This is a genomic window from Nonomuraea sp. NPDC047897, from assembly GCF_043204415.1.
GTDB lineage: Bacteria > Actinomycetota > Actinomycetes > Streptosporangiales > Streptosporangiaceae > Nonomuraea.
Genome location: NZ_JBIDCC010000017.1, coordinates 14989 through 39008 on the forward strand (window position 1 = coordinate 14989; position 24020 = coordinate 39008).

Annotated in this window: 22 protein-coding genes and 1 riboswitch; of the genes, 12 read left to right on the forward strand and 10 right to left on the reverse strand. The window is 70.9% G+C overall.

Annotation, left to right across the window (positions count from 1 at the left end; all coding sequences use genetic code 11):
* Positions 1–2139 precede the first annotated feature (2139 nt).
* The 3 genes from ACGF0J_RS31800 to ACGF0J_RS31810 all read right to left on the reverse strand — a co-directional run bounded on the left by ACGF0J_RS31800 (position 2140) and on the right by ACGF0J_RS31810 (position 4233).
* Positions 2140–2295 (reverse strand): hypothetical protein, encoded by a 156-nt coding sequence (locus ACGF0J_RS31800; protein WP_393151777.1) that lies wholly within the window; start codon positions 2293–2295, stop codon positions 2140–2142.
* Positions 2296–2417: 122 nt separating this feature from the next.
* Positions 2418–3314 (reverse strand): ABC transporter ATP-binding protein, encoded by an 897-nt coding sequence (locus ACGF0J_RS31805; RefSeq protein ID WP_393151779.1) that lies wholly within the window; start codon positions 3312–3314, stop codon positions 2418–2420.
* Positions 3307–4233 carry an ABC transporter permease gene (locus ACGF0J_RS31810; RefSeq protein WP_393151781.1) on the reverse strand — a complete coding sequence of 309 codons (927 nt, stop codon included), beginning with the start codon at positions 4231–4233 and terminating at the stop codon, positions 3307–3309. The genes ACGF0J_RS31805 and ACGF0J_RS31810 overlap by 8 nt, the downstream gene beginning before the upstream one ends.
* A gap of 470 nt (positions 4234–4703) precedes the next feature.
* On the opposite strand from ACGF0J_RS31810, the gene ACGF0J_RS31815 reads away from it, so the two are divergent.
* The 5 genes from ACGF0J_RS31815 to ACGF0J_RS31835 all read left to right on the forward strand — a co-directional run bounded on the left by ACGF0J_RS31815 (position 4704) and on the right by ACGF0J_RS31835 (position 10406).
* Entirely contained in the window at positions 4704–6341 is a 1638-nt protein-coding gene (locus ACGF0J_RS31815) for an ABC transporter substrate-binding protein (RefSeq protein ID WP_393151783.1), read from the forward strand.
* 127 nt (positions 6342–6468) lie between these two features.
* Positions 6469–7413: an ABC transporter permease gene (locus tag ACGF0J_RS31820; protein ID WP_393151785.1), complete on the forward strand. Its 945-nt coding sequence runs from the start codon at positions 6469–6471 to the stop codon at positions 7411–7413.
* The gene (locus tag ACGF0J_RS31825) at positions 7406–8356 is read left to right on the forward strand and encodes an ABC transporter permease (RefSeq protein ID WP_393151787.1); all 951 of its coding nucleotides are present in this window, start codon (positions 7406–7408) and stop codon (positions 8354–8356) included. Before ACGF0J_RS31820 ends, ACGF0J_RS31825 begins: the two co-directional genes overlap by 8 nt.
* 12 nt (positions 8357–8368) lie before the next feature.
* Positions 8369–9406, forward strand: coding sequence for an ABC transporter ATP-binding protein (locus ACGF0J_RS31830; protein ID WP_393151789.1), 1038 nt, complete (start codon positions 8369–8371; stop codon positions 9404–9406).
* Positions 9390–10406 (forward strand): ABC transporter ATP-binding protein, encoded by a 1017-nt coding sequence (locus ACGF0J_RS31835; protein WP_393151791.1) that lies wholly within the window; start codon positions 9390–9392, stop codon positions 10404–10406. Before ACGF0J_RS31830 ends, ACGF0J_RS31835 begins: the two co-directional genes overlap by 17 nt.
* Before the next feature lie 137 nt (positions 10407–10543).
* Here the strand turns inward: ACGF0J_RS31835 and ACGF0J_RS31840 are convergent, their stop codons facing one another.
* The 5 genes from ACGF0J_RS31840 to ACGF0J_RS31860 form a co-directional block, all read right to left on the reverse strand.
* Complete coding sequence (locus ACGF0J_RS31840) at positions 10544–11728, reverse strand: lipid-transfer protein (RefSeq protein WP_393151793.1); 1185 nt, start codon at positions 11726–11728, stop codon at positions 10544–10546.
* Positions 11725–12129, reverse strand: a complete 405-nt coding sequence (locus ACGF0J_RS31845) for a Zn-ribbon domain-containing OB-fold protein (protein WP_393151795.1) — start codon at positions 12127–12129, stop codon at positions 11725–11727. The genes ACGF0J_RS31840 and ACGF0J_RS31845 overlap by 4 nt, the downstream gene beginning before the upstream one ends.
* Before the next feature lie 26 nt (positions 12130–12155).
* Entirely contained in the window at positions 12156–13517 is a 1362-nt protein-coding gene (locus tag ACGF0J_RS31850) for a S8 family serine peptidase (protein WP_393151797.1), read from the reverse strand.
* Positions 13514–14119 (reverse strand): hypothetical protein, encoded by a 606-nt coding sequence (locus ACGF0J_RS31855; RefSeq protein ID WP_393151799.1) that lies wholly within the window; start codon positions 14117–14119, stop codon positions 13514–13516. The genes ACGF0J_RS31850 and ACGF0J_RS31855 overlap by 4 nt, the downstream gene beginning before the upstream one ends.
* Before the next feature lie 134 nt (positions 14120–14253).
* Positions 14254–15060 (reverse strand): S-adenosyl-l-methionine hydroxide adenosyltransferase family protein, encoded by an 807-nt coding sequence (locus ACGF0J_RS31860; RefSeq protein ID WP_393151801.1) that lies wholly within the window; start codon positions 15058–15060, stop codon positions 14254–14256.
* Positions 15061–15177: 117 nt separating this feature from the next.
* On the opposite strand from ACGF0J_RS31860, the gene ACGF0J_RS31865 reads away from it, so the two are divergent.
* Positions 15178–15480: a DUF3263 domain-containing protein gene (locus tag ACGF0J_RS31865; RefSeq protein ID WP_393151803.1), complete on the forward strand. Its 303-nt coding sequence runs from the start codon at positions 15178–15180 to the stop codon at positions 15478–15480.
* Between the two features lie 39 nt (positions 15481–15519).
* Positions 15520–16290: a trehalose-phosphatase gene (gene otsB, locus ACGF0J_RS31870; protein ID WP_393151805.1), complete on the forward strand. Its 771-nt coding sequence runs from the start codon at positions 15520–15522 to the stop codon at positions 16288–16290.
* A gap of 102 nt (positions 16291–16392) precedes the next feature.
* Here otsB and ACGF0J_RS31875 read toward each other — a convergent pair whose 3' ends face one another.
* On the reverse strand, positions 16393–17532 hold the full coding sequence (locus ACGF0J_RS31875; protein ID WP_393151807.1) for a hypothetical protein: 1140 nt from the start codon (positions 17530–17532) through the stop codon (positions 16393–16395).
* A gap of 157 nt (positions 17533–17689) precedes the next feature.
* Positions 17690–19126: a trehalose-6-phosphate synthase gene (locus ACGF0J_RS31880; protein WP_393151809.1), complete on the reverse strand. Its 1437-nt coding sequence runs from the start codon at positions 19124–19126 to the stop codon at positions 17690–17692.
* A 31-nt stretch (positions 19127–19157) separates the two neighbouring features.
* Between ACGF0J_RS31880 and ACGF0J_RS31885 the strand changes: the two genes are divergently transcribed.
* The 5 genes from ACGF0J_RS31885 to groL all read left to right on the forward strand — a co-directional run bounded on the left by ACGF0J_RS31885 (position 19158) and on the right by groL (position 24019).
* Positions 19158–19712 carry an RNA polymerase sigma factor gene (locus tag ACGF0J_RS31885; protein WP_393151811.1) on the forward strand — a complete coding sequence of 185 codons (555 nt, stop codon included), beginning with the start codon at positions 19158–19160 and terminating at the stop codon, positions 19710–19712.
* A gap of 90 nt (positions 19713–19802) precedes the next feature.
* Positions 19803–19944: riboswitch (SAM riboswitch) on the forward strand.
* A 13-nt stretch (positions 19945–19957) separates the two neighbouring features.
* Positions 19958–21190 (forward strand): threonine synthase, encoded by a 1233-nt coding sequence (gene thrC, locus ACGF0J_RS31890; protein WP_393151813.1) that lies wholly within the window; start codon positions 19958–19960, stop codon positions 21188–21190.
* 23 nt (positions 21191–21213) lie between these two features.
* On the forward strand, positions 21214–21489 hold the full coding sequence (locus ACGF0J_RS31895) for a MoaD/ThiS family protein (protein ID WP_393151815.1): 276 nt from the start codon (positions 21214–21216) through the stop codon (positions 21487–21489).
* A gap of 348 nt (positions 21490–21837) precedes the next feature.
* A complete protein-coding gene (locus ACGF0J_RS31900; RefSeq protein ID WP_106250594.1) occupies positions 21838–22038 on the forward strand; it encodes a cold-shock protein in 201 nt (66 codons plus the stop codon).
* Positions 22039–22393: 355 nt separating this feature from the next.
* Complete coding sequence (groL, locus tag ACGF0J_RS31905) at positions 22394–24019, forward strand: chaperonin GroEL (protein ID WP_393151817.1); 1626 nt, start codon at positions 22394–22396, stop codon at positions 24017–24019.
* Position 24020 lies beyond the last annotated feature (1 nt).

A 24020-nucleotide genomic window follows, 5' to 3' on the forward strand; every position in this document is an offset into this window, starting at 1 on the left:
CCCCCGGGACGCCGCCGGCGGCCGTCCCCGGGGACCACCCGAACGGCCCGGCCTCAGGGGCGGCGGGGGGCACAGCGGGGGGCACAGCGGGGAACACCGCGGGGAACACCGCGGGAAACATGGGGGGCACGGCGGGTGGTGTCACGGGAGACGCCGCCGGCGCGGCCCTGCCCCCTGCGTCTCCGGTCGGCGCGCAGGCCTTGCCTGGCGCGCCCGCGCCCGGCCTGCCCGTCGCTCCCGTGCCCGCGCCCGGTCCGGGTAGCGCGCCCGTGCCCGCGCCCGGCCTGCCCGTCGCTCCCGTGCCCGCGCCCGGTCCGGGTAGCGCGCCCGTGCCCGCGCCCGGCCTGCCCGTCGCTCCCGCTCCTGTGCCCGGTCCGGGTGGTGCTCCCGTGTCCGCGCCCGGCCTGCCCGTCGCTCCCGCGCTCGCCGGGGCGGACGCGGCGGCTCGGCCCGGCGCAGATGGTGCCATCGCTCGCCCGGTTCGACGGCCTCGTCGCCCGGCTGTCGCGGACGGGGTCCGCGCCGCCGTGCCTCCCGTGGCCTCGGGCGCTGTGCGGGGCCGTACCGACCGCGCGCCCGTCCGCTCGGTCACCGGCACCCGGACCCTCGGCGCCCAGATCACCAAGGCCCGGAGCCCGATCATCAGGGAGCGGGATACCAAGCTCCGTACCTGGACCCCCGGTGTGCGGCCCGCCAAGGGGGGCAACCCGGCTACCAGGGCGACGACCGGCAAGGTGGCGAACCCGGCCGGCGGGGCGACGACCGCCAAGGTGGCGAACCCGGCCGCCGGGTCGAGGACCACCGAACCGGCGAGTCCTGTCCAGCCGGGAAGGGCCGCCGTCAGCGGGAAGGCCGCCACGTCGCAGGCCGCCAGGCCGCAGGGCGCGGCCGCGGTGAAGGGCGGCCAGGGGCTTCCCGTCACGGGAGAGTCGGGTCGTGCGGTACCTGCCGTGAGGGCCACTCGTGGCGTGCTGCCCGGTGCTTCACGGCCGCCGCAGGTGGCCGGCGTGCTGCACTCGGTCAATGCTCCGAGAGAGGACGGCCGGGCCGTCCTGCGCAGGACCGATGAGCTGCGCCGCGTCCACCGGCATCTCGCGTCGGGCGCGGACCGCCCTGGAGCCGGCGTCTCCCGGGTCGTCGTCCCGGGGACCGGCCTGCCCGGCACCGGGGTGCCGAGCGTCGGGGTCTCCCGCGCGGTCCTGCCGGGTAACGGTCTGCCGGGTGGGAGCGTGCCGGGTGCTAGCGCGCCGAGCGCGAGTCTGCCAGGCACGGGCCTGCCGGGCGGGCGCCTGCCCAACGTGGCTCTGCCGCGCCCGGGCCTGCCCAAGCCGAGCCTTCCGAGCGCAGGTCTCCCGAGTACAGGACTTCCGAACGCGGGCCTTGCGAACCCGGGTGTGCCCCGTGGGGGCCTGCAGAACGCCGGTCTTCCCGCCGCCGGCCTGCCCGGTGCCGGCCTGCCCGGCGGTCTGCCGGGTGCGAGGCTGCCCGCCGCCGGTCTGCCCGGTGCGGGGTCGGCGCTCGCCGGCCCGCGTGGTGCCGGCCTGCCCGGAGCCGGTCTCCAGACGTGACCGTGGCGCCCGGTGCGGGCCGCCGATCCGTGGTGACGGCAAAAGTGGGGCGTCAGAAGGTGCCGACGCTCCGGCTGCCCGTCGTACGGTCGGGAGGCGGCACGCGGCGGGCTCTGGGTCGCAGCCGGCGGTGCCGGCACCGCAGCCTGCGGAGCACCGCAGCCTGCGGAGCACCGCAGCCCGTGGAGCACCGCAGCCTGCGGTGCTCCGCGCCATCGCGGCACCGCTGAACGGACAGACGTGACCGGTTCGCCGGCGCCCATGGTGCCCGGGTGCCGGCGGGCGGGTCACGTGGGTGAGAGGCCCTCGCGGACGCGAGCGGTCTGGTGAGCGGTGCGGGTGGACGCGCCCGAACCGCTCACCGGCACCCGGGCCCGGGCCGCCACCCGGGTCGCGCTCGCGCGCCGCGCCGCCACTGCAGGGCGGCGGCGCGGCGCGGGGTGCAGCCTGCCGCCGGTCCCCATGGGGGATCGGCGGCATTCGCGTGTCAGCGGGACGGCCGCCCGCCACGCGCGTGGTCGGTGGCGGCAGGCGGCGGCGACGTGGTCGCGGGGGAGCGGCGACCGGTCGGTCAGGGGAGGCGGACGCCGGTGCGGCGGGCGATCTGGGCCTGCAGCCTGGCCATCTGCCAGTGGAGGTCGATGAGCTGAGCCGTCAGCTCGGTCCGGGGAATCTCTGACACGTCTTCGACGGCCAGGTGGTCGATCGCGGCCGAAAGCTCTCCCATCGCGCCTCCACTCCATCAGTCCCGTCGTATCGAAACAACGTTCGAATCATATCCGAACACGCGTCACCCTGTCAGGCGCTTGTCACTCGTGTCGCGCCGGGCTTGCGGGGAGAAGGGGGAGGTCAGCCCTTGTTGTAGGCGGCGAGGACCTCTTTGGGGTCGCCGTCCATCTTGATCTTGCCCTTGTGCAGCCAGATGACCCGGTTGCAGGTCTCCTCGATGACCCGGAGGTCGTGGGCGACGAGGAAGACCGTGCCGGCCTCCTCGCGGATCTGGCGAATGCGCTTCTCGCTCTTCTTGCGGAACTCGCGGTCGCCGGTGGCCAGGGCCTCGTCGATGAGCAGCACGTCGTGGGTCTTGGCGGAGGAGATGGCGAAGCGCAGCCGGGCGCCCATGCCGGAGGAGTAGGTGGACATCGGGAGCTGGACGAACTCGTCGATGCCGGAGAAGTCGACGATCTCCTGGAACTTCTCCCTGACCTCGGCGGGGCTCATGCCCATGGCGTAGCAGCCGAGCACGATGTTGCGCTCGCCGGTCAGGTCGCGCATGAGCGCGGCGTTGACGCCCAGCAGCGACGGCTGGCCGTCGGTGTAGACGGCGCCGGCGTGCGGCGGCAGCAGGCCGGCGATGGCGCGCAGCAGCGTGGACTTGCCCGAGCCGTTGCGGCCCACGATGCCGATGGCGTCGCCGTGGTAGGCCACGAAGGAGACGCCCTTGACGGCGTGGACCTCCTTCATCTGCGGCCGGCCCTGGCGCTTCAGGATGCGCGTGAGGGCGTTGACCGCGTTGCCCTTCTCGGTGTCGGTGGCCGCGCCGTAGACGCGGTAGACGATGTGGAGGTCGTCGACGATGACGGTCGGGGTGCCGGTGGGAACGTCGAGCGGGGACTTGCCGCCGGTCGCGGCCGGCTTGGGGTCTGCCTTGCCACCCGTACCGGCCTTGCCGTTAGTGCCGGCCTTGGCGGGGACGGCGGGCTCCTCGCCCTTCACCAGTGACAGCTCCTCGGTCAGTTCAGCCACGCCCGTACCTCTCCTCGGCACGCCAGAAGTACCAGAAGCCGAAGCCGAGTGTGAACACTGCCCAGAATACGCAAGATATCCACACGGACTGCGGCGGGACGTGATCGGTCTTGGTGATGAGGATGTCGCGCATGACCTCGATGTAGGAGGCCGCGGGGTTGGCGTAGTACATCACGTCGGCGACCCACTGGGGCAGCTCGGCGCTGCCCACGACCTTCTCCTGGATCGAGAAGAAGACGCCCGAGGCGTAGAGCCAGGTGCGGGTGATGAAGGGCAGGAGCTGGTTGAGGTCGCGCATGGAGGAGCCGAGGCGGGCGATGATGAGCCCGGCGCCGACGTTGAACATCGTCTGCAGCAGCAGCACGACCGGGATGAGCAACCACAGCCAGGTGGGGAACTCGCCGGTGGCGACCACGATCAGCAGCAGCACGCCCATGGAGATGGCGAGCTGCTGCAGCTCCTGGATCGTGTAGGCGAGCGGGAGGGAGGCGCGCGGGAAGTGCAGGGCGCGGATCAGCGACAGGTTGCCGGAGATCGACTTGGCCCCAGCGGTGACGGTCCGCTGCGTGTAGGTGAAGACGAACATCCCGGTGAGCAGGAACGCGGTGTAGTTCGCGATGTTGCCCCTGCCCCCGAGGATGAGGCCGAACATCACGTAGTAGATGGCGGCGTTGAGCAGGGGGGTGAGGACCTGCCAGAGCTGGCCGAGGGCGGAGTTGGAGTACTTCGAGACGTTCCGCGAGGTCGCGTAGGTCAGGATGAAGTGCCGTCGCTCCCAGAGCTGGCGCACGTAGACGGTGAACCTCGGCCGTGCCATGGCACGGCGAAGCCCGTATCTCGCGGCGAGCTTGGCCAGCGGCTCCTGCCCGCTCCGGCCGCCCGCCTGGGCGTCCGCCACAGCGGATTCCGGCTGACTCATGGCATGGACTCTATTGGATTCGGGTCGTCGGGGTGCCGGTCACGGGGTCGTGCGGCAGTCTGTTGGACGGTGTCCCGGAGCGCCTGGTTCCAAGGCGTCGCCAAGACTCGCACAACCGTAGCCCAGAGCCTCGGTGCGCGGCGGGCAAGGGCGCGAGCACGGTTCGGTAAGAGGTATTTTTGCTCGACTGTCCACGTCCACTGGTGTGCCGTCTGACGGTTATATGCGGTATTGGGCCTTCTTTGGCATATGTCGGTGAAGCTGGATAGTCGCTTGTGTGACCGAACTGCAACGCGCCAGAGACTCGCTGGTGGCACGTAGTGAGGGATAGTCGCGATCGACTGGCAGGGCGTCGGCTGGTTTGACCATGTCAGCCAAACCCGGGGGATTACCTAACCCCCCGTCAGGCTGCTCACGTTCATCGCAGCTCAGCGCTAACGCCCACTTGTAGAGGGAGGAACACTCTTACCATGCGTGTTACTAAGGGCGCACAGATCGTCGCCGGTACCGCGCTGCTGGCCGTCGCGGTTGCCGCGTGTGGCGGCGGCAGCGGCACTGAGACCGGCAACTCCGGAACAAGTGCCGACACGCCGGTCCGCATGGAGCTCGGTGAGCCCCAAAAGATGCTGGTCCCCTCCAGCACCACCGAATCCGAGGGTGCCGAGGCGCTGGCCGCCATCTTCGAGCCGCTGGTCAACTACAACGAGAACAAGGAGGCGGTCGAGGCCGCCGCCGAGTCGATCACCAGTGACGACAACAAGGTCTGGACGATCAAGCTCAAGTCGGGCTACACCTGGCACAACGGCGAGCCGCTGATCGCCCAGAACTACGTCGACGCCTGGAACTACGCCGCCAACCAGGAGAACGCCCAGGACGCCGGCTACTTCTTCGGCCGCGTCGACGGCTACGAGGACCTCAACCCGGGTGAGGGCAAGACGCCCTCCACCAAGGAGATGAAGGGCCTCAAGGCGGTCGACGACACGACCCTGCAGGTCACCCTGGCCGCGCCGTTCTCGCAGTTCAAGACGATGCTGGGCTACACCGCCTTCTACCCCCTGCCCAAGGCGGCCTTCGGCGCCGACGGCAAGGTGACGGCCGAGTTCGGCGAGAAGCCGATCGGGCAGGGTCTGTTCAAGCTGGACAAGCCCTACAAGAAGGGCACCGACCAGACCATCGACCTGTCGGTGTACGACAAGTACCCCGGCAAGAAGCCGAACGGCTGGACCAAGCTCCAGTTCAAGCTCTACAACAGCTCGGAGACCGCCTACAACGATCTCCAGGGCGACAACATCGACATCCACGACTCGCTGCCCGCGTCGGCGATCGCCAGCGCCAAGACCGCGCTCGGTGACCGCTACCAGGACCAGCCGGACGCCGGCATCGGCTACATCGGCTTCCCGCTGCAGTACAACGACGAGTACAAGGACGTCAAGATGCGGGAGGCCATCTCGATGGCCATCGACCGCAAGACGATCGCCGAGACCGTCTTCTCCGGCACCCGCGCCCCGGCCGACGACTTCATCAACCCGGCCATCGCGGGCTACCGCCAGGGCGCCTGCGCCGCCTGCTCCTACAACCCCGGCAAGGCCAAGGAGCAGTACGCCGCGGCCAACGGCCCCAAGAAGCTGGAGCTGGGCTACAACGCCGACGGTGGCCACAAGGAGTGGATCGAGGCCGTCGCCAACAACCTCCGCGCCAACCTCGGCGTCGAGGTGACGGTCAAGCCGTTCGAGAAGTTCGCCAGCATCCTGGACGACCTGGACGCCAAGAAGTACAAGGGCATGTTCCGGATGGGCTGGGCGATCGACTACCCGTCGGCCGAGAACTACCTGACGCCGATCTTCTCGACCGGCGCCATCAAGACGGGCTCCAACTACGCGGGTTACACCAACCCCGAGTTCGACGAGACCGTCGCCAAGGGTGACCAGGCGCCGACCGCCGAAGAGGGCCTGAAGCTCTACCAGCAGGCCGACGACATCCTGATCAAGGACCTCCCGTACGTCCCGGTGTACTTCTACCGGAACAACTCCGGATACTCCACCAAGGTCAAGAACGTCAAGATCAACCTGCTCAACCAGGTCGAGTGGGCTGACGTCGAGAAGGCCTGACGTTGTTCCCGGGGGCGGGCGTGCCCAGGCCCGCCCGCCCCTCGTGAGCCGCCAGGAAGGCAGTCGCGCAGGCCGCACAACCCCTTCGGTCCGCGTCACTGCCTTCTGGCATGTACGGGAGACTTGAATGGGCCGTTACATCATCCGGCGCCTGATCCAGGCGCTGCCAGTGCTGTTGGGCGCAACCTTCTTCATCTTCGCCATCGTCTTCGCGCTACCCGGCGACCCCGTCGCGGCGCTGGCCGGTGAGAAGAGACAGGATCCCAACATCGTCGCGATCATTCGCGAGCAATATCACCTGAACGACCCCTTGCTGATCCAGTACTGGCACTACATCAAGGGCATCGTTCTCGAAGGCAACTTCGGCAAGACCTTCGCCGGAGTCCCCGTCACCCAGTTGCTGGCCGGCAAGCTGCAGGTGACGCTCAACCTCGCCCTCGTCGCCCTCACCCTGGAGGCGATCATCGGGGTGCTGCTCGGCCTGTGGGCCGCGCTGCGCCGCGGACGGGCGACCGACACGGCGATCCTCGCCTCGACGCTGCTGCTCATCTCCATTCCCACGCTCGTCAGCGGCTTCGTGCTGCAGCTGTGGCTGGGTGTGTGGCTCAAGCAGGTCACCGGCACCGAGTTCTTCCCGATCTCGGGCGCCACGCAGGGGCTCAAATCGTACCTGCTGCCAGGGTTCGTGCTGGCGGGCGTGTCGATCGCGTACCTCACCCGGCTCACGCGGACGAGCCTGGTGGAGACGCTGAGATCCGACTACATCCGCACGGCGACCGCCAAGGGCCTGTCGCGGCGCCGGGTCATCGGCCGGCACGGGCTGCGCAACGCGCTGATCCCCATGGTCACCTATCTGGGCGCCGACCTCGGCAACCTGATGGGCGGCGCGGTGATCACCGAGACGATCTTCAACCTGCCGGGGATCGGCCTGCAGCTCTACAACGGCGTCTACCTGCGCGAGCAACCCATCGTCGTAGGCATCGTGACAGTCCTGGTGTTGGTGTACATCCTGGCCAACCTGGTCGTCGACCTGATGTACGCAGTGCTCGACCCGAGGATCCGCTATGAGTAGAGACACCCCACAGCAGACGGTCACCACCGACCAGGCGACGACGGCCCCCTCGCCCGGCAAGCGCCGCAGGCCGAAGGAGGGCAAGCCGGCGAGCCTGTGGAGCGACGCCTGGCACGACCTGCGGCGGCGGCCGATGTTCATCATGTCGCTGGTGCTCATCGCGATCTTGATGATCATGGCGTTCTGGCCGTCGCTGTTCACGTCCATCAACCCGCTGGACGCCCGGACCTGCGAACTCGCCACCGCCCGCCAGGGACCGAGCACGGGGCACATCTTCGGGCGTGACAACCAGGGCTGCGACGTGTACGCCCGGACCATCTACGGCGCGAAGAACTCGATCCTGATCGGCGTCACCACCACCGTCATCACGGCGATCGTGGGCGGCCTGCTCGGCCTCATCGCGGGCACCCGCGGCGGCGTGGTGGACACGGTGTCCTCCCGGGTCACCGAGGTGTTCTTCGCCATCCCCATGATCCTGGGCGCACTGCTCATCACGGCCACCTTCCGCGGCGAGGACATGGGCATCTGGATCGTCGTGATGGCGCTGGCGGTGCTGTCGTGGCCGATGACGTTCCGGATCATGAGAGCGGCGGTGATCACGGCGCGAAGTCAGGACTTCGTCGTCGCGGCGCGGGCGCTCGGCGCGGGACAGGGCCGGATCATGTTCCGGCACCTGCTGCCGAACGCGCTGGCTCCGGTCATCGTGGTCGCCACCATCAACCTGGGCGGGTTCATCGCGGCCGAGGCCGCGCTGTCCTTCCTGGGGGTCGGCGTGCAGCCCCCGGACATCTCGTGGGGTCTGATGATCGCCGACGCCCGGAGCAGGTTCCTGGAGGCTCCGCTGCCGCTGGTGTTCCCGGCGGTGTTCCTGAGCATCACCGTGCTGGCGTTCATCATGCTGGGCGACGCCGTGCGCGACGCGCTCGACCCGAAGCTCAGGTAGGAGGGGGGATCCATGAAGAAGACATCGCTGCACACGTTGCCCGCCGAGGGAGGGCTGGGCGACGAGCCGTTGCTGGCGGTGGACAACCTGCACGTCGAGTTCGCCACGCGGGCCGGCACCGTCCGGGCCGTCAACGGGGTGAGCTACTCGCTCGGCCCGGGGGAGACCCTCGCGGTGCTGGGCGAGTCGGGTTCCGGCAAGTCCGTGACCGCCCAGGCGATCATGGGCATTCTCGACATGCCGCCGGCGCGCATCCCCCAGGGGGAGATCCGCTTCCGCGGCACCGATCTGCTCAGGCTGTCGGACGAGGCCCGCACGCAGGTGCGCGGCCAGCGCATCGCCATGATCTTCCAGGACGCGCTGTCCGCCCTGAACCCGGTGTTCACTGTCGGCTGGCAGATCAGCGAGATGTTCCGGGTGCACCGGGGCATGTCGAAGCGCGACGCGATGGCCAAGGCCGTCGAGCTGATGGACCGGGTGCGCATCCCGGCCGCCAGGCAGCGCGTCAACGACTATCCGCACCAGTTCTCCGGGGGCATGCGGCAGCGCATCATGATCGCCATGTCGATCGCGCTGGACCCCGAGGTGCTGATCGCGGACGAGCCGACGACCGCGCTCGACGTGACGGTGCAGGCCCAGATCATGGAGCTGCTCGCGGAGCTGCAGCGCGAGAGCAACATGGGCATGATCCTGATCACGCACGACCTCGGCGTGGTCGCCGACGTCGCCGACAAGATCGCGGTCATGTACGCCGGGCGCATCGTCGAGAACGCGCCCGTGCACGACATCTACCGCAACCCGGCCCACCCGTACACGAAGGGCCTGCTGGAGTCGATCCCCCGGGTCGACCTCAAGGGCCAGGAGCTGTACGCCATCAAGGGCCTGCCGCCCAACCTGCTCGACATGCCGACCGGCTGCGCCTTCCACCCGCGCTGCCCGTACCGGCAGGACAACTGCGTGACCGACAACCCCCCGCTCTACGAGATCAACGGCAGGCGCAACAGCGCGTGTCACTACTGGAGGGAGGTCCTCGATGGCGACCAAGGGTGAGCGCATCCTCGAGGTCCGCGATCTGGTCAAGCACTTCCCCCTGACCCAGGGCATCCTGTTCAAGAAGCAGATCGGCGCCATCAAGGCCGTCGACGGAGTCTCGTTCACCCTCGACAAGGGCGAGACGCTGGGCATCGTGGGCGAGTCGGGGTGCGGCAAATCGACGCTGGCCAAGCTGCTCATGGCGCTGGAGCGGCCCACGTCCGGCTCGGTGATGATCAACGGCCGCGACATGGCCCGCGCCAGGGGCGGCGAGCTCAAGAGGATGCGCCGCAACATCCAGATGGTGATGCAGGACCCCTACACCTCGCTGAACCCCCGGATGACCGTCGGCGACATCGTGGGCGAGCCGTACGACATCCACACCGAGGTGGCGCCCAAGGGCGACCGCAGCCGGCGGGTGCAGGAGTTGCTGGAGGTCGTGGGCCTCAACCCCGACCACATCAACCGCTACCCGCACCAGTTCTCCGGCGGCCAGCGGCAGCGCATCGGCATCGCCCGCGGCCTGGCGCTCCAGCCGGAGATCATCGTCTGCGACGAGCCGGTGTCCGCGCTGGACGTGTCGATCCAGGCGCAGGTCATCAACCTGCTGGAGCGGCTGCAGAACGAGTTCAACCTGGCGTACATCTTCATCGCCCACGACCTGTCGGTGGTGCGCCACATCTCCGACCGGGTCGGCGTGATGTACCTGGGCAAGTTCGTCGAGCTCGGCAAGGACGTGGAGATCTACGACAAGCCGGCTCATCCGTACACGCAGGCGCTGCTGTCGGCCGTGCCGGTCCCCGACCCCGACGGCCGCGAGCAGCGCGAGCGGATCATCCTGCAGGGCGACCCGCCCTCGCCGGCCAACCCGCCGTCGGGCTGCCGCTTCCGCACCCGCTGCTGGAAGGCGCAGGAGATCTGCGCGGAGGAGGAGCCGCTGCTGCAGATCCGGCCCGGCACGCAGCACGAGAGCGCGTGCCACTTCGCCGAGACGCACGACGTCGTGCACGTCGGCTAGCAGGCAGGCAGGGGCCCCCGCGGGTGGACCGCGGGGGCCCCGCCGTGTCTGCGGGCGGCGATGACGGTCGAGCCGTGTCAGCGGGCGGCGATGACGGTCGAGCCGTGTCAGCGGGTGGCGATGACGGCCGAGCCGTGTCAGCGGGTGGCGATGACGGCCGAGCCGTGGCCGAACAGGCCCTGGTTGACGGCCAGGCCCACCCGGGCCCCCGCCACCTGGCGGGGGCCCGCCAGGTGGCGGAGCTGCCGGGTCAGCTCGCACACCTGGGCGATGGCCTGGGCGGGAATGGCCTCGCCGAACGAGGCGAGCCCGCCGGAGGGGTTGACCGGCACCCGCCCGCCCAGCGCCGTGTCGCCCGCGCGCAGCAGCTTGTCGGCCTCGCCCGCCGGGCAGAGCCCGACGTCCTCCACCCAGTCGAGCTCCAGGGCGGTGGACAGGTCGTAGACCTCGGCGAACGACACCTCCCGTGGCCCGAGCCCCGCCTCCTCGTAGGCGGCGTGCGCGAGGGACTGCCGGAAGGACCGCTCCGGCGGCGGTACGGCCGCGCACGAGTCGGTGGCGAACTCCGGCAGCTCCAGCACGGTGCTCGGGAACGCCGGGGTCACGGTGGACACGGCGGCCAGGCGTACCGCGCCGGTGACGCCGTGCCGGCGGGCGTAGGCGGAGGAGGCCAGCACGAGCGCGGCCCCGCCGTCGGAGGTGGCACAGATGTCCATGAGGCGCAGCGGGTCGGCCACCATGGGGGAGGCCAGCACCTCCTCGGCGGTGACGGTCCTGCGGTAGCGGGCCAGCGGGTTCAGCGAGCCGGCCAGGGCGTTCTTGACCTTGACGGCGGCGAAGTCCTCCGGTGTCGAGCCGTACCGGGCCATCCGGCGGCGCGCGTACAGGCCGAAGTAGGCCGGGTTGGTCGCGCCCAGCAGCCGGAAGCGCAGCCAGTCGGGATCGTCGGGCCGGTCGCCGCCGACCGGCTTGAAGAAGCCCTTGGGGGTGGCGTCGGCGCCGACCACCAACGCGACGTCGCACAGGCCGGCGAGGATCCGGGTGCGCGCGATGTCGATCGCCTGGGCGCCGGAGGCGCAGGCGGCGTAGCAGGACGCGATCCGCGCGCCCGACCAGCCCAGCGCCCGGGCGTAGGTGGCGCCGGCCACGAAGCCGGGATAGCCGTTCCTGATCGTGGCGGCGCCTACGGCGTACCCGACGTCGCGCCAGGCCACGCCGGCGTCGCGGAGCGCCTCGCGGGCCGCCGCCACGCCGTACTCGGCGAACGGCCTGCCCCACTTGCCCCACGGGTGCATGCCGGTGCCCAGCACCACGACGCTCACGAGGCCCGGCCCCACATCCACACCAGCGGGCCGTCGGCGAGCGGCCCGCAGGTGAGCTCGACCTCCATGCCGACCGCCAGCTCGTCGGGCGCGAGGTCCTTGACCTGGCCGAGAACCACGATGCCCTCGCGGGCCAGCTCCACGGCGGCCAGCGTGACCGGCGTGTACGGCTCGGCGGCCACGAACGGCTCGGGCGGCGGGTAGCGGGCGACCGTGTAGGACCAGATCCGGCCCCGTCTCGACAGGCGGGTCTCCGTCATGGACTCGCCCGGGCAGTCCGGGGCGGGGCAGCCGCCGGTCCGTGGCGGGAACGCGACCGTGCCGCAGGAGGCGCACCGGGTGCCGATCAGATGGGTGCCGTCCGGCTCGACGGTGAACCAGCCCTCGATCGCCAGTGTCATAGCCAGCAGTATTACACAAGCGCTTGCTAGGGTACATGCCCTCTGCGGAACACCCGGGCCGCCATCACGGCCGAGAGCACCAGCAGGGCCACGATCACCGGCAGCCGGGACAGCGGGCGCCCCGCCTGCCGCGGGTCGGAACGGGCGGATGGCGGGCCGGACGCGGGCGCCCGGCCCGCCATCCGCCGCGCCTCGTGCAGCGCCCGCACCGCGTCGGCGACCCCGTGCCCGTAGGCGCGGCTGTGGCCGGCGGGCCGCCCGCGGGCGCCCCGCTCGATCGCCGTGCGCACCTGGTACGGCGACAGGTCCGGCCGCAGCCCCTTGACCAGCGCGGCGATGCCCGCCACCAGGGCCGCGGCCGAACTGGTGCCGTCGCCCACCACGTAGGAGCCGCGGCCGTCGGCCGTGACGATCCCGGTGCCCGGCGCGACCACCGAGACGTAGTCCTGCCGGTTGGAGAACCCGGCCACCCGCAGCCGCCGGTCCACCGCCCCCACCGCGATCACACCGGGATAGGCGGCGGGGAAGTTGCGGCGGTTCGTCGTCTCCCCGTCGTTGCCCGAGGAGGCCACGAGCACGGCGCCACGGGAGATCGCGTACTGCACGGCCTCCTCCTCGGCCGCCGAGCCCTCCCAGGAGCCGTCGCCGCCGCCCAGCGACATGCTGATGACGTCCGCGCCGCGGTCGGCGGCGTAGCGGATGCCGGCTGCCAGCGCGCCGGGGTTGCCCGGCCGGCCCTTTGCGCGCAGCGGGTCGCCGTTCTCCAGCGTGACCCGTACCGACAGGATGCGCGCCGACGGGGCCGCGCCGACCACGCCCACCGGCCCGGCCACGGCGGCACGCGGATCGCCCGCGCTCGTGCGCTCGACCCGGCCGCGCTGCCAGGCGCGCTCGGGGGCGGGATGGCCGTGGCCGGCGATGAGGCTGGCCATCGCGGTGCCGTGGTGGCCCCACCGGCCGGGGGAGCGGGCCACGCCGGTCAGGTCGGGGCCGGGGACGACGGCGCCGGCGAGGTCCGGGTGGCGCCCGTTCACCCCGGTGTCGAGGACGGCGACCAGCACGCCCTCGCCGGTGCTCCACCGCCAGGCCTCGGGCAGCCGCAGCGCGGAGAGCTGCCACTGCGCGTCGGGCGTCCCTGGCCGCGCGGCGGGACCGTACAGCCGGGCGTCCGCCGCCCGGACCGTGGACGTGCCGGCGTGCGAGGCGGCGCGTGCGCCGACTTGCGCGGGCGCGGGCGTGCCGGGGTGCGGGGCGCCGCGTGCGCCCGCGGGCGGGGGCGCGGGCGTGTCGGCGTGCGGGGCGGTGCGTGCGCCGGCGGGCGGGGGTGCGGGCGCGAGCAGGGGGACGGTGAGGCAGAGGGCGAGCAGGCCCGCCCTGGGGCCGATCATCGCGTCAGGTTCCGGTGCAGGGCCTGGGCGAGCTGCCGCGCCCCGTCCACCAGGCGGGGCGCGACCTGCGCCCCCCGCCGGTACGGCCGGCCGTCGGCGTAGCCGGCCGCGCTCGCCACGACGCGCCCGTCACCGGAGGCCAGGGCGAAGCCGGTGAGGCACTGCCGCCTGCCGAATCGTTCGGCGGGGCCGCCGGCGACGGCCAGCGGCCGCACGAGCGACCGCAGCCGTTTCGCGCGCACCTCGACGGTCGCGCCGGGCGGTATGCCGGCGGTCGCCCGTGCCGAGCCGGGCCGGGCCAGCACCGTGATCCCGGCCGTGATGACGTAGGTCTGCGTGCTGTCGGTGTACGTGGCCCGCAGCGCGGTCACGCAGCCGCGCAGCATGCGCAGGGCGGCGGGCCGGAACACCCGCCGGCAGGACGCCTCGCGGGCGATCCCGGCCAGCAGGTAGGTGACCCGGGCGCCGGACGGGCTGGTGCCGGGCACGGACGCGGGGAAGTGCTTCGTCGGCGGCCAGGCGTGCCATCGCTCGGCGGAGGCGGGCACGGTCGGCACGGACGGTGCGATCGCGGACATGAGCGCGAGCAGCACGACGGACATCTGACACATGTCGACCTCTGGGGCAGGAGGGGACCACCCGATGCCGGAGATTGTGACAGTCGTCCACGCGCCCAGTCCGACGCTTCAGTAAACAGTCCGATACGAGCTGTAATTGGCTTATGCGGGATTTCGCCTCACCGTGACGGACAAATCCGGATATGTGCGCCGGGGGGCAGGCCCAGCCGCTGGGCCGCGTCCCCCGAGTTCACCGCGAACGCCACCAGCCCCACCGAGTCGGCGAACGCGACCAGCTCGCCCGGCGGCACCGCCGCGTACGTCTCCCGGTACGGCATCGACAGCTGCCGCCGGCCCAGCCACACGGCCAGCGTGTCGCCGACCCGCACCCCCAGCGACTCCAGGTCGCCCGCCGTGATGGAGGTCTGGGTGTTGCCGTGCCGGTCCACCGAGACGACCTCCCCCTCCACCGCGTCCTCCCGCATCAGGGAGGTGGGCTCCGGCAGCGAGATCAGCCGCGACGGCGGCCGCTCGGGACCCAGCTCGGCCGGGGTCAGCCCGACGCACAGCCGCCCGGCGACGGGAGCGTAGACGTCGCGCCCGTGGAAGGTGGGCGAGACGGGTCTCAGGAAATACTCCTCGTTGCTGATCTCGTACGCCGCCTCGGCGCCGCCGGCCGCGTGCACCGCCCACGAGAGCAGCCCGTTGTCGGGGCCGACGAACACCCGGCCGCCCGCCTCGATCGCGACCGCGCGCCTGGCCCCGCCCGTGCCGGGGTCCACCGCGCCCACGTGCACGCCCTTGGGCAGGTACGGGATGGTCTGCGCGAGGATCGCCGCGCCCCGCCGTACGTCGCCCGACGGGACGGCGTGGCACACGTCGATCACCCGGACGTCGGGCGCGATCCCGGCGATCACCCCGTGGCAGGCCGCCACGTAGCCGTCCTCAAGCCCGTAGTCGGTGAGAAGCGTGATGACTGAGGTCACACTTAGTGACTGTACGTCTCCCAATCCGCCGTGAACAGCCGCACTCCGCACATTACGATGGCGACGGGCCACACGCGCGTGTCGTGATCGTCGCGCGCAGCCTTCGAGGAGGACACCATGGACACTGCACCGGTCAGCGGTGACAGTGCTGCCGACGAACCATCGCACCAGCCCCTCACGGAACGCGACCTCGAACTCCTCGCCTTCGAACGCCACTGGTGGCGGCACGCGGGCGCCAAGGAGCACGCCATCAAGGAGACCTTCGGGTTCTCCGCCACCCGCTACTACCAGCTTCTCGGCGAACTCATCGACAGGCCCGAAGCCCTGGAGCAGGACCCCATGCTGGTCAAGCGGCTGCGCAGGCTGCGCGCAACCCGCCAGCGCGAACGGGCCGCGCGGCGGCTGGGCATGCGCCCCTGACCCTTGGGGTAGTGCAGCCGCGTGAGGAACATCCCTGGAATGGAAGCCATCCTGAAAGATCCCGGCGGCGCCGTGATCGGGCTCGACTTCGACGGCACGCTGGCGCCGATCGTGCCCGATCCCGCCTCAGCCAGGATCCATCCCGAAGCGGCCGGCGTGCTGGCCGAGCTGGGCGCGCACGTGGCGGCGGTGGCCATCGTGACCGGCCGGCCGGTCGCCACCGTGCTTGAGCTGGGCCCTGGCCTCGCCGACGTGCCCGGCCTGGTGGTGCTGGGCCACTACGGGTTCGAGCGGTGGGAGGACGGCCGGATCTCCGCCCCGCCGCCCCCGGCCGGCGTGCCGCGGGCCGAGGCGGAGCTGCCGCTGCTGCTCGCCTCGCTCGGGCATTCCGACGTCACGATCGAGGACAAGGGCCGGGCGGTCGCCGTGCACACCCGGCGGGTGGCCGATCCCGAAGCCGCCCTGGCCGCACTGCGCGAGCCGCTGGCCCGGCTCGCCGCCAAGCACGACCTGGTGCTGGAGCCGGGCCGGATGGTGCTGGAGCTGCGTCCGCCCGGCATGGACAAGGGGCACGCCCTCGGCCTGTTCCTGGCCGAACGCGCCGCCCGGTCCGTGATGTTCGTCGGCGACGACCTCGGCGACCTGGCGGCGTTCGACGCGGTCGCGAACTCCGGGCTGCCGGGTGTCACCGTGTGCAGCGGCTCGGCGGAGGTGACGCTGCTCGCCGAACGCGCCGACATCGTCGTGGACGGCCCGCAGGGCGTCGTCGCCCTGCTCTCGGAGCTGGCCTCGGCCGTCAGCCGTTCCTGAACGCCGCCAACCTGGCGCTCCAGCCCCCCGCCGATGGCCGCTCCCGCGCGGGCGGGGGCGGCCGTCGAGGCCCGGGCCCCGCCGCCGCGGAGCCGGGTGGGATCACGCCCCGGGGGAGTGCTGCGGCCGCCTGAACCCGGGCACCACGCGACCGTCGATCACCAGCGGGTCCGTGGCGCCCTCCCGCGCCCCCTCCATCAACTCCCGGGCGATGAGGATCGGGACCAGGTTGGCACAGACGGTCAGGGCCGCGGCGAGCTTGGTGCCCATGGCCTCGGCGACGAGCCGCGCCGCGGGATGGACGCGGGACAGCGCGCCCGCGGCGATGATGGCACCGCCGAGGAGCACCGACAGCGTCAGCGCGCTCTTGTGGACGACGTTGAGCCGTTGCGCCATCCTGTCCAGCGCGTCCGCCATGCGCCCGGCCCGGAAGCCGGCCTGCAGCCCGGCGGCCATGAAGTCGACGATCCGCGCGTCGGCCGCCCGCATCGTCTCGCCTGCCCATGCCCGCGTGATCGCCTCGCGGACCTGCGGGGTGTCGCGTCCGAAGGCCTTGCCGGCTTCGGTGCTGGCGCGGTCCAGCCACGCCACCGCCGAGTTCAGGTCCTCGTCGGTCGGGATGACCGTCACCCACCAGGTCGCCGCCGCGGCGACGAGCGCCAGCGAGAACGTCCTGCACCGCATCAGGTTGGCCATCACCGCCTTGCTGGCCTCGGCGGACCTGAGGCCGGTGCGCACCAGGTGCCGCTCGTGGCGGATCCCCCACTGCGCTGCCGGCGCGGTGACGGCCGCCACCGCGGCCGCGGAGCCGGCGACCATGTGGCCGGGGGAGGAGGCGGAGGCCGCCGAGAGCATGTTGTTGTCGCGCCACGCCTGCTCGTAGTAGGGGTTGCCGCCTGGCCTGTCGGCGCTCTCGGGCAGCGAGGAGCGCTCGACCGCCGCCAGCACGGCCTGCGCGGCACCGTCCTCGGCCTGGAGATACCTGCTGCCCGACTTGAAGACCTTCTCGCCGATCGCCTCGGCCTCGACCTCGCCGTTCTGCAGATCCTGGGTCAGCGCGCCCCGCCAGCGCTCGTAGTCGGGCAGGAAGGAGTTGCCGACGATGCCGAGCGATGCTTCGCCCAGCTTCGCGGACCAGACACCGCTGTAGACGCTCTTGATCTTCCAGAGGATGTCGTTGAAGTCGATGCCACGGCCGGCGAGCTCGGCCGCCTTCACCTGGTACTGGGGGGAGTCTTCCACTGCCGATCTTCTCCGTCGGGTCGGGTCGTACGCGCCGGGTACACGAGTCTGGTGAGCAACCGATCATGTGTCGCCGAGAATAGCCCTGCAAGCCGTTGTTACGGATCAATAGGCAGTAACGCGGACAACCTGCGTGCTCAGGCGCGCGGCCTGGCCGTCACCCCGGGTCGTGGTCGAGCGCGTCGAGCTGGTCGGCGAGCCAGCGCCGCGGCGGCAGGGCCGTGGCCGCGGCGACCAGCAGCTCCCGGCGGCGCGCCCGCTCGTCCTCCGGCATCACCAGCGCCCGGTGCAGCGCGTCGGCGGTGCCGCGGACGTCGTAGGGGTTGACCAGCAGCGCGTGCTCGCCCAGCTCGGCCGCCGCCCCCGCCTCGCGGGAGAGCACCAGCGCGGCCCGGGGCGACAGGATCGGCCCCTCCTTGGCCACGAGGTTCATGCCGTCGCGGATCGGGTTGACCAGCAGCACGTCGGCCAGCCGGTAGGCGGCCAGCGAGCGCGGGTAGTCGTCGTCGACGTTGAGGATCAGCGGGTCCCAGTCCTCGGTCGCGTACTCGTGCTCGATCTCCTGGGCGCAGCGCTGCACCGACGCGGTGTACTCGCGGTATTCGGGCAGGTCGTGCCGGCTCGGGTAGGCGAAGGCCAGGTGCACCACCCGCCCGTGCCACTCGGGATGCGCCGCCAGGAACTCCCGGTAGGCGAGCAGGCCGCGCACGATGTTCTTGGACAGCTCGGTCCGGTCGATGCGGACGATCAGCCGCCGGTCGCCGACCTGCTCGCGCAGCGCCGCCATGTGCGACTCGACGTCGGGCTCGCCGGCCCGCCGGCGCAGCGCCGCGCCGTCCACGCCCAGGGCGTGCACGCCGACGCGGGTGGTGCGGCCCTCGTGCGTGACCGTGCCGGCGGCGGGGTCGACGTCGGCGCCGAGCAACGACCGGCAGCAGTCCATGAACGCCCGCGCCCAGCGCGCGGTGAGGAAACCGGCGTGGTCGGCGCCCAGGATGCCCTCCAGCACCTCGTGGGCCACCTCGTCGGGCAGCAGCGAGAAGTATTCGGGCGGCGCCCAGGGCGTGTGGCTGAAGTGGGCGATGCGCAGGTCGGGCCGCTCGGCCCGGAGCATCGCCGGGGTCAGCGTCAGGTGGTAGTCCTGCACCATCACCCGCGCCTCGTGGGCGGCCTCCTCGGCCAGCGCCAGGGCGAACGCGCCGTTGTAGTCGCGGTAGGACTCCCACTCGCGGTGGAAGCGCGAGCCGAAGCTCGGCGTGTTGGGGATGTCGTAGAGCAGGTGGTTGACGAACCACAGGGTCGAGTTGGCGACGGCGTTGTAGGCGCGGTGGAACGTGGCCGCGGGGATGTCGAGCATCCGCAGCGCGCCGGTGTCGTAGCCGGCGTGGTCGAGCCGGCCGCCGGGAGCCTGCCGGACCGCGCTGCGGTCGCCGTCGGACAGCGCCGCGCACACCCACAGCACGCCGAGGTCCTTGCTCACCCCGGACAGCCCGGAGACCAGCCCGCCGCCGCCACGCCGCATGGTGAGAACACCGTCGTCGGAGACGGTGAACGAGACGGGGCCTCTGTTCGACGCAACCAGGACGCTGTTCATTTACGCTCCCTCCAACCATAGGATCCCAGCTATGGCGCTTGATGAGCTAACCGAGGAACTCGCCCGTTCCGCCGCAGCCGGAGATCATCGCGCGCTCGGCGAGCTGTTGCGGCGGATCGAGCCCGACGTCATGCGGCACTGCGCCCGGATCCTGCCCTACCGGCAGGACGCCGAGGAGGCATCCCAGGACACCCTGCTCGCCGTGGCCCGCAACATCGGCCGCTTCGAGGGGCGCGCCAGGTTCAGCACGTGGCTGCACATCGTGACCGCCAACTGCGCGCGCACCACCTACCGGTCGCTGAAGCGCCGGGCGGCCGAGCAGAGCTCCGACGAGCTGCCCATGCAGAAGCCCGACGTACGCCGGGTCAGCGTCATCGCCGGCTCGCGGCTCGACCTGCTCGACGCCATGGAGGCGCTGGAGGCCGACAAGCCCGACCTGGCCCAGGCGCTGGTGCTGCGCGACATCGTGCAGCTCGACTACAACGAGGTGGCCGAGCAGCTCGGCATCCCTCTCGGCACCGCCAAGTCGCGCATCCACCAGGCGCGCAAGTACGTCCAGGCGGCGCTCGGGGACGACTACAGGTGAGACCGTCCGTCTCGGATGGTGAGACGGTTGGTCAGGCGGGCGGCCTGGCCGGGTAGAGTTCGATCCGACAACCGCATGACAACTGAATATTGCTCATCCAGAGGGGTGGAGGGACCGGCCCTGCGAAGCCCCGGCAACCCTCCCGGCTTGTGACTCGCGACCTGGCGAGGCCGACCGGGACAAGGTGCCAATTCCGGTCTGCGGTCAAGGTGGCCGCAGGCGAAGATGAGGGAAGGCCTCGCTTCATGTCGCTTGACTTCGGTCCTGCCACCGCCCTGTCCTGCCGCGAGTGCGGCGCCCGCTACGACCTCGGGCCCAGCTTCGCGTGCCTGGAGTGTTTCGGGCCGCTGGAGGCGGCCTACTCCTTCGGCGACGTCACCCGCGCGGACATCGAGTCGGGCCCGGCCAACATCTGGCGCTACCGCTCCCTGCTCCCCGTCCCCGCCGACGTCGCGACCAAGCCGAACATGAACCCCGGCTGGACCAAGCTCGTCAAGGCGGGCAACCTCGGCAAGGCGCTGGGCATCAGGTCCCTGTACGTCAAGGACGACTCGGGCAACCCCACCCACTCCTTCAAGGACCGGGTCGTCGCCATCGCCGTCGAGGCGGCGCGCAACTTCGGCTTCCACACGCTCTCCTGCTCCTCCACCGGCAACCTCGCCGGCGCGGTGACGGCCGCCGCGGCGCGGGCCGGGCTGGACGCCTGTGTGTTCATCCCCGCCGACCTGGAGCAGGCCAAGATCGCGATGGCGCGGGTGTTCGGCGGCAAGCTGATCGGGATCGAGGGCACCTACGACGAGGTCAACCGCTTCTGCTCCGAGCTGATCGGCGACCCGCTGGGCGACAAGTGGGGCTTCGTCAACGTCAACCTGCGGCCCTACTACGCCGAGGGCTCCAAGACCCTCGCCTACGAGATCGCCGAACAGCTCGGCTGGCGGCTGCCCGAGCAGATCGTCATCCCGATCGCCTCCGGCTCCCAGCTCACCAAGATCGACAAGGGTTTCAAGGAGCTCATCGCGCTGGGCCTGGTCGAGGACCGGCCGTACAAGGTCTTCGGCGCGCAGGCACAGGGCTGCTCGCCGGTCTCCACCGCCTTCAAGGCGGGCCACGAGGTGGTCCAGCCGGTCAAGCCCGACACCATCGCCAAGTCCCTGGCCATCGGCAACCCCGCCGACGGGCCGTACGTGCTCGACATCGCCCGCCGCACCGGCGGCGCGGTGGAGGACGTCACCGACGCCGAGATCGTCGCCGCGATCAGGCTGCTCGCCTCGACCGAGGGCATCTTCGCCGAGACGGCCGGCGGGGTCACCGTCGGCGTGCTGAAGAAGCTCGTCGAGACCGGGCGGCTCGACCCCGAGGCGGAGACCGTGGTGCTCAACACCGGCGACGGGCTCAAGACGCTCGACGCGGTCTCCGACGGCGCGGCGCCCACGGCCGTGATCCGGCCCTCTCTCGACGCGTTCCGCGCGGCTGTCTGACAACCAGGAAAGGCGAGATAAAGATGAGTGTTTCGGTACGGATTCCGACCATCCTGCGCACCTACACCGGCGGAAACGCGGAAGTGAGTGGCGAGGGCGCGACTCTTCGTGACGTTCTCGCGAAGCTCGACTCGGACTACCCGGGGATCGGTGCGCGCATTCTGGATGAATCGGGCAAGATTCGCCGTTTTGTCAACGTTTACGTGGGCGAAGAGGATGTCCGTTTCGTCGAGGGCCTGGACACGCCGACGCCCGACGGCGTCCAGATCTCCATCATCCCGGCCGTCGCCGGCGGCTGACGGCCATCCCGCGCGATCCGGGCCGGCGGGCCGGCGGCGGCCCTGGCGGGCGGCCGGCCTGGGAGGCGCGGCCCCGGTCGCGGGAGGGCCCGGCCGTCCCTCGGACCCGTTGTCGCAGCGCAGCACCTCGAAGGCGCCCCTTGTGGGCGCCTTCCGCTTTTTGTGGAATTTCAAACTTGAACGAGCCCACTGGGATGAATTGCGCAGTTCGTTCTTTGACACTGTTGCCAAACGGCGTCCCACAGGTATGGTCGAGGCGATCGTCTGCCTGATTTCAGCATTAGTCAGACGATTGCGGGTCTCGCGGACGAATGGGCGGACCCGCGAGACCAGTAAGAGGAGTCGGAAGTGGCGCAGGGCACCGTCAAATGGTTCAACGCGGACAAGGGCTACGGCTTCATCGCGGTAGACGGTGGTAAGGATGTGTTCGTTCATTACTCGGCCATCATGATGGACGGCTATCGCTCTCTGGAGCAGGGCCAGCGCGTCGAGTTCGAGATCACACAGGGCCAGAAGGGACCGCAGGCGGAATCCGTCCGCACGGTCTGATCCACGTCACTGGCGCGCATCGGCAGGCCGTACGGCAGCGCAGTCCGGCGCGGCCTGCCGTTCCCCCCTTCCCCGGAGATACGGCGGGCCTCTCGTAGGCCCGCCGTACGGGACCATCCGGGTAATCCACTCGTTCTTCCCGGGGCAACCCTTGTCCTGAGCTGGGCCGGGGTGGCGTCGGCTTGCACTCGGCGGGGTAGAGTGCTAAACAGTTCGTTGGCACTCTCTGTTCGTGAGTGCCAGCAACGGGGATCGAGACGATGGGGCCCGCCAACGGAGACGCGGGCCCACATGCCGTCGCGGGCGTCGGCTCGGTCCACTACCAAGCCACCCTGCATCTGGGAGGTCCAGCCTTATGGCAGCCAAGATGATCGCGTTTGACGAGGACGCCCGGCGCGGTCTCGAGCGCGGTATGAACCAGCTCGCCGACGCCGTCAAGGTGACCCTCGGCCCCAAGGGCCGCAACGTCGTGCTGGAGAAGAAGTGGGGCGCCCCCACGATCACCAACGACGGTGTGTCCATCGCCAAGGAGATCGAGCTCGAGGACCCGTGGGAGAAGATCGGGGCCGAGCTGGTCAAGGAAGTCGCCAAGAAGACGGACGACGTCGCGGGTGACGGCACCACCACCGCCACCGTGCTCGCCCAGGCGCTGGTGCGCGAGGGTCTGCGCAACGTTGCCGCCGGCGCCAACCCGATGGCGCTGAAGAAGGGCATCGAGTCCGCGGTCGAGCGGGTCAGCGAGGAGCTGTCCAAGCTGGCCAAGGACGTCGAGACCAAGGAGCAGATCGCCTCCACGGCCTCCATCTCCGCCGCCGACCCCGAGATCGGCTCGCTCATCGCCGAGGCGATGGACAAGGTCGGCAAGGAAGGCGTCATCACCGTCGAGGAGAGCAACACCTTCGGTCTGGAGCTTGAGCTCACCGAGGGCATGCGCTTCGACAAGGGCATGACCTCGATGTACTTCGTCACCGACTCGGACCGCATGGAGGCCGTGCTCGAGGACCCGTACATCCTGGTCGTCAACTCCAAGGTCTCGGCCAACAAGGACCTGCTGCCGCTGCTCGACAAGGTCGTGCAGTCCGGCAAGCCGCTGCTGATCATCGCCGAGGACGTCGAGGGCGAGGCCCTGGCGACCCTGGTGGTCAACAAGATCCGCGGCCTGTTCCGCTCCGTGGCCGTCAAGGCCCCGGGCTTCGGTGACCGCCGCAAGGCCATGCTCGGCGACATCGCCATCCTCACCGGTGGCCAGGTCATCGCCGAGGAGGTCGGCCTCAAGCTGGAGAGCACCACGCTCGACCAGCTCGGCCGCGCCCGCAAGGTCGTCGTCACCAAGGACGAGACCACGATCGTCGACGGCGCGGGCGACCCCGACGCCATCGCCGGCCGGGTCAACGAGATCCGCGCCGAGATCGAGCGCACCGACTCCGACTACGACCGCGAGAAGCTCCAGGAGCGCCTGGCCAAGCTCGCCGGTGGTGTCGCCGTCATCAAGGCCGGCGCCGCGACCGAGGTCGAGCTCAAGGAGCGCAAGCACCGCATCGAGGACGCCGTGCGCAACGCGAAGGCGGCCGTCGAGGAGGGCATCGTCCCCGGCGGTGGCGTGGCGCTGCTGCAGGCCGGCGCCAAGGCGTTCGACAAGCTGGAGCTGTCGGGCGACGAGGCCACCGGTGCCGCGATCGTGCGCAAGGCTCTGGAGGAGCCGCTGAAGCAGATCGCCGTCAACGCCGGCCTTGAGGGCGGCGTCGTGGTGGAGAAGGTCCGCAACCTCACTCCGGGCGAGGGCCTCAACGCCGCCACGGGCGAGTACGTCGACATGTTCGCCTCGGGCATCATCGACCCGGCCAAGGTGACGCGCTCCGCGCTGCAGAACGCCGCCTCCATCGCGGCGCTCTTCCTCACCACCGAGGCCGTCATCGCCGAGAAGCCGGAGAAGAACCCTGCCGCTCCCGCCATGCCCGGCGGCGGCGACATGGACTTCTGAC

Bases quoted from the DNA above. Each gene is read 5' to 3' on its own strand.
- ACGF0J_RS31865 (WP_393151803.1), top strand. From the start codon at position 15,178: ATGGACACTGCACCGGTCAGCGGTGACAGTGCTGCCGACGAACCATCG.
- ACGF0J_RS31800 (WP_393151777.1), bottom strand. From the start codon at position 2,295: ATGGGAGAGCTTTCGGCCGCGATCGACCACCTGGCCGTCGAAGACGTG.
- ACGF0J_RS31810 (WP_393151781.1), bottom strand. From the start codon at position 4,233: ATGAGTCAGCCGGAATCCGCTGTGGCGGACGCCCAGGCGGGCGGCCGG.
- ACGF0J_RS31820 (WP_393151785.1), top strand. From the start codon at position 6,469: ATGGGCCGTTACATCATCCGGCGCCTGATCCAGGCGCTGCCAGTGCTG.
- ACGF0J_RS31850 (WP_393151797.1), bottom strand. From the start codon at position 13,517: ATGATCGGCCCCAGGGCGGGCCTGCTCGCCCTCTGCCTCACCGTCCCC.
- ACGF0J_RS31835 (WP_393151791.1), top strand. From the start codon at position 9,390: ATGGCGACCAAGGGTGAGCGCATCCTCGAGGTCCGCGATCTGGTCAAG.
- ACGF0J_RS31885 (WP_393151811.1), top strand. From the start codon at position 19,158: ATGGCGCTTGATGAGCTAACCGAGGAACTCGCCCGTTCCGCCGCAGCC.
- ACGF0J_RS31845 (WP_393151795.1), bottom strand. From the start codon at position 12,129: ATGACACTGGCGATCGAGGGCTGGTTCACCGTCGAGCCGGACGGCACC.
- ACGF0J_RS31825 (WP_393151787.1), top strand. From the start codon at position 7,406: ATGAGTAGAGACACCCCACAGCAGACGGTCACCACCGACCAGGCGACG.
- ACGF0J_RS31815 (WP_393151783.1), top strand. From the start codon at position 4,704: ATGCGTGTTACTAAGGGCGCACAGATCGTCGCCGGTACCGCGCTGCTG.
- thrC (WP_393151813.1), top strand. From the start codon at position 19,958: ATGTCGCTTGACTTCGGTCCTGCCACCGCCCTGTCCTGCCGCGAGTGC.
- otsB (WP_393151805.1), top strand. From the start codon at position 15,520: ATGGAAGCCATCCTGAAAGATCCCGGCGGCGCCGTGATCGGGCTCGAC.
- ACGF0J_RS31830 (WP_393151789.1), top strand. From the start codon at position 8,369: ATGAAGAAGACATCGCTGCACACGTTGCCCGCCGAGGGAGGGCTGGGC.
- ACGF0J_RS31895 (WP_393151815.1), top strand. From the start codon at position 21,214: ATGAGTGTTTCGGTACGGATTCCGACCATCCTGCGCACCTACACCGGC.
- ACGF0J_RS31855 (WP_393151799.1), bottom strand. From the start codon at position 14,119: ATGTCCGTCGTGCTGCTCGCGCTCATGTCCGCGATCGCACCGTCCGTG.
- groL (WP_393151817.1), top strand. From the start codon at position 22,394: ATGGCAGCCAAGATGATCGCGTTTGACGAGGACGCCCGGCGCGGTCTC.
- ACGF0J_RS31880 (WP_393151809.1), bottom strand. From the start codon at position 19,126: ATGAACAGCGTCCTGGTTGCGTCGAACAGAGGCCCCGTCTCGTTCACC.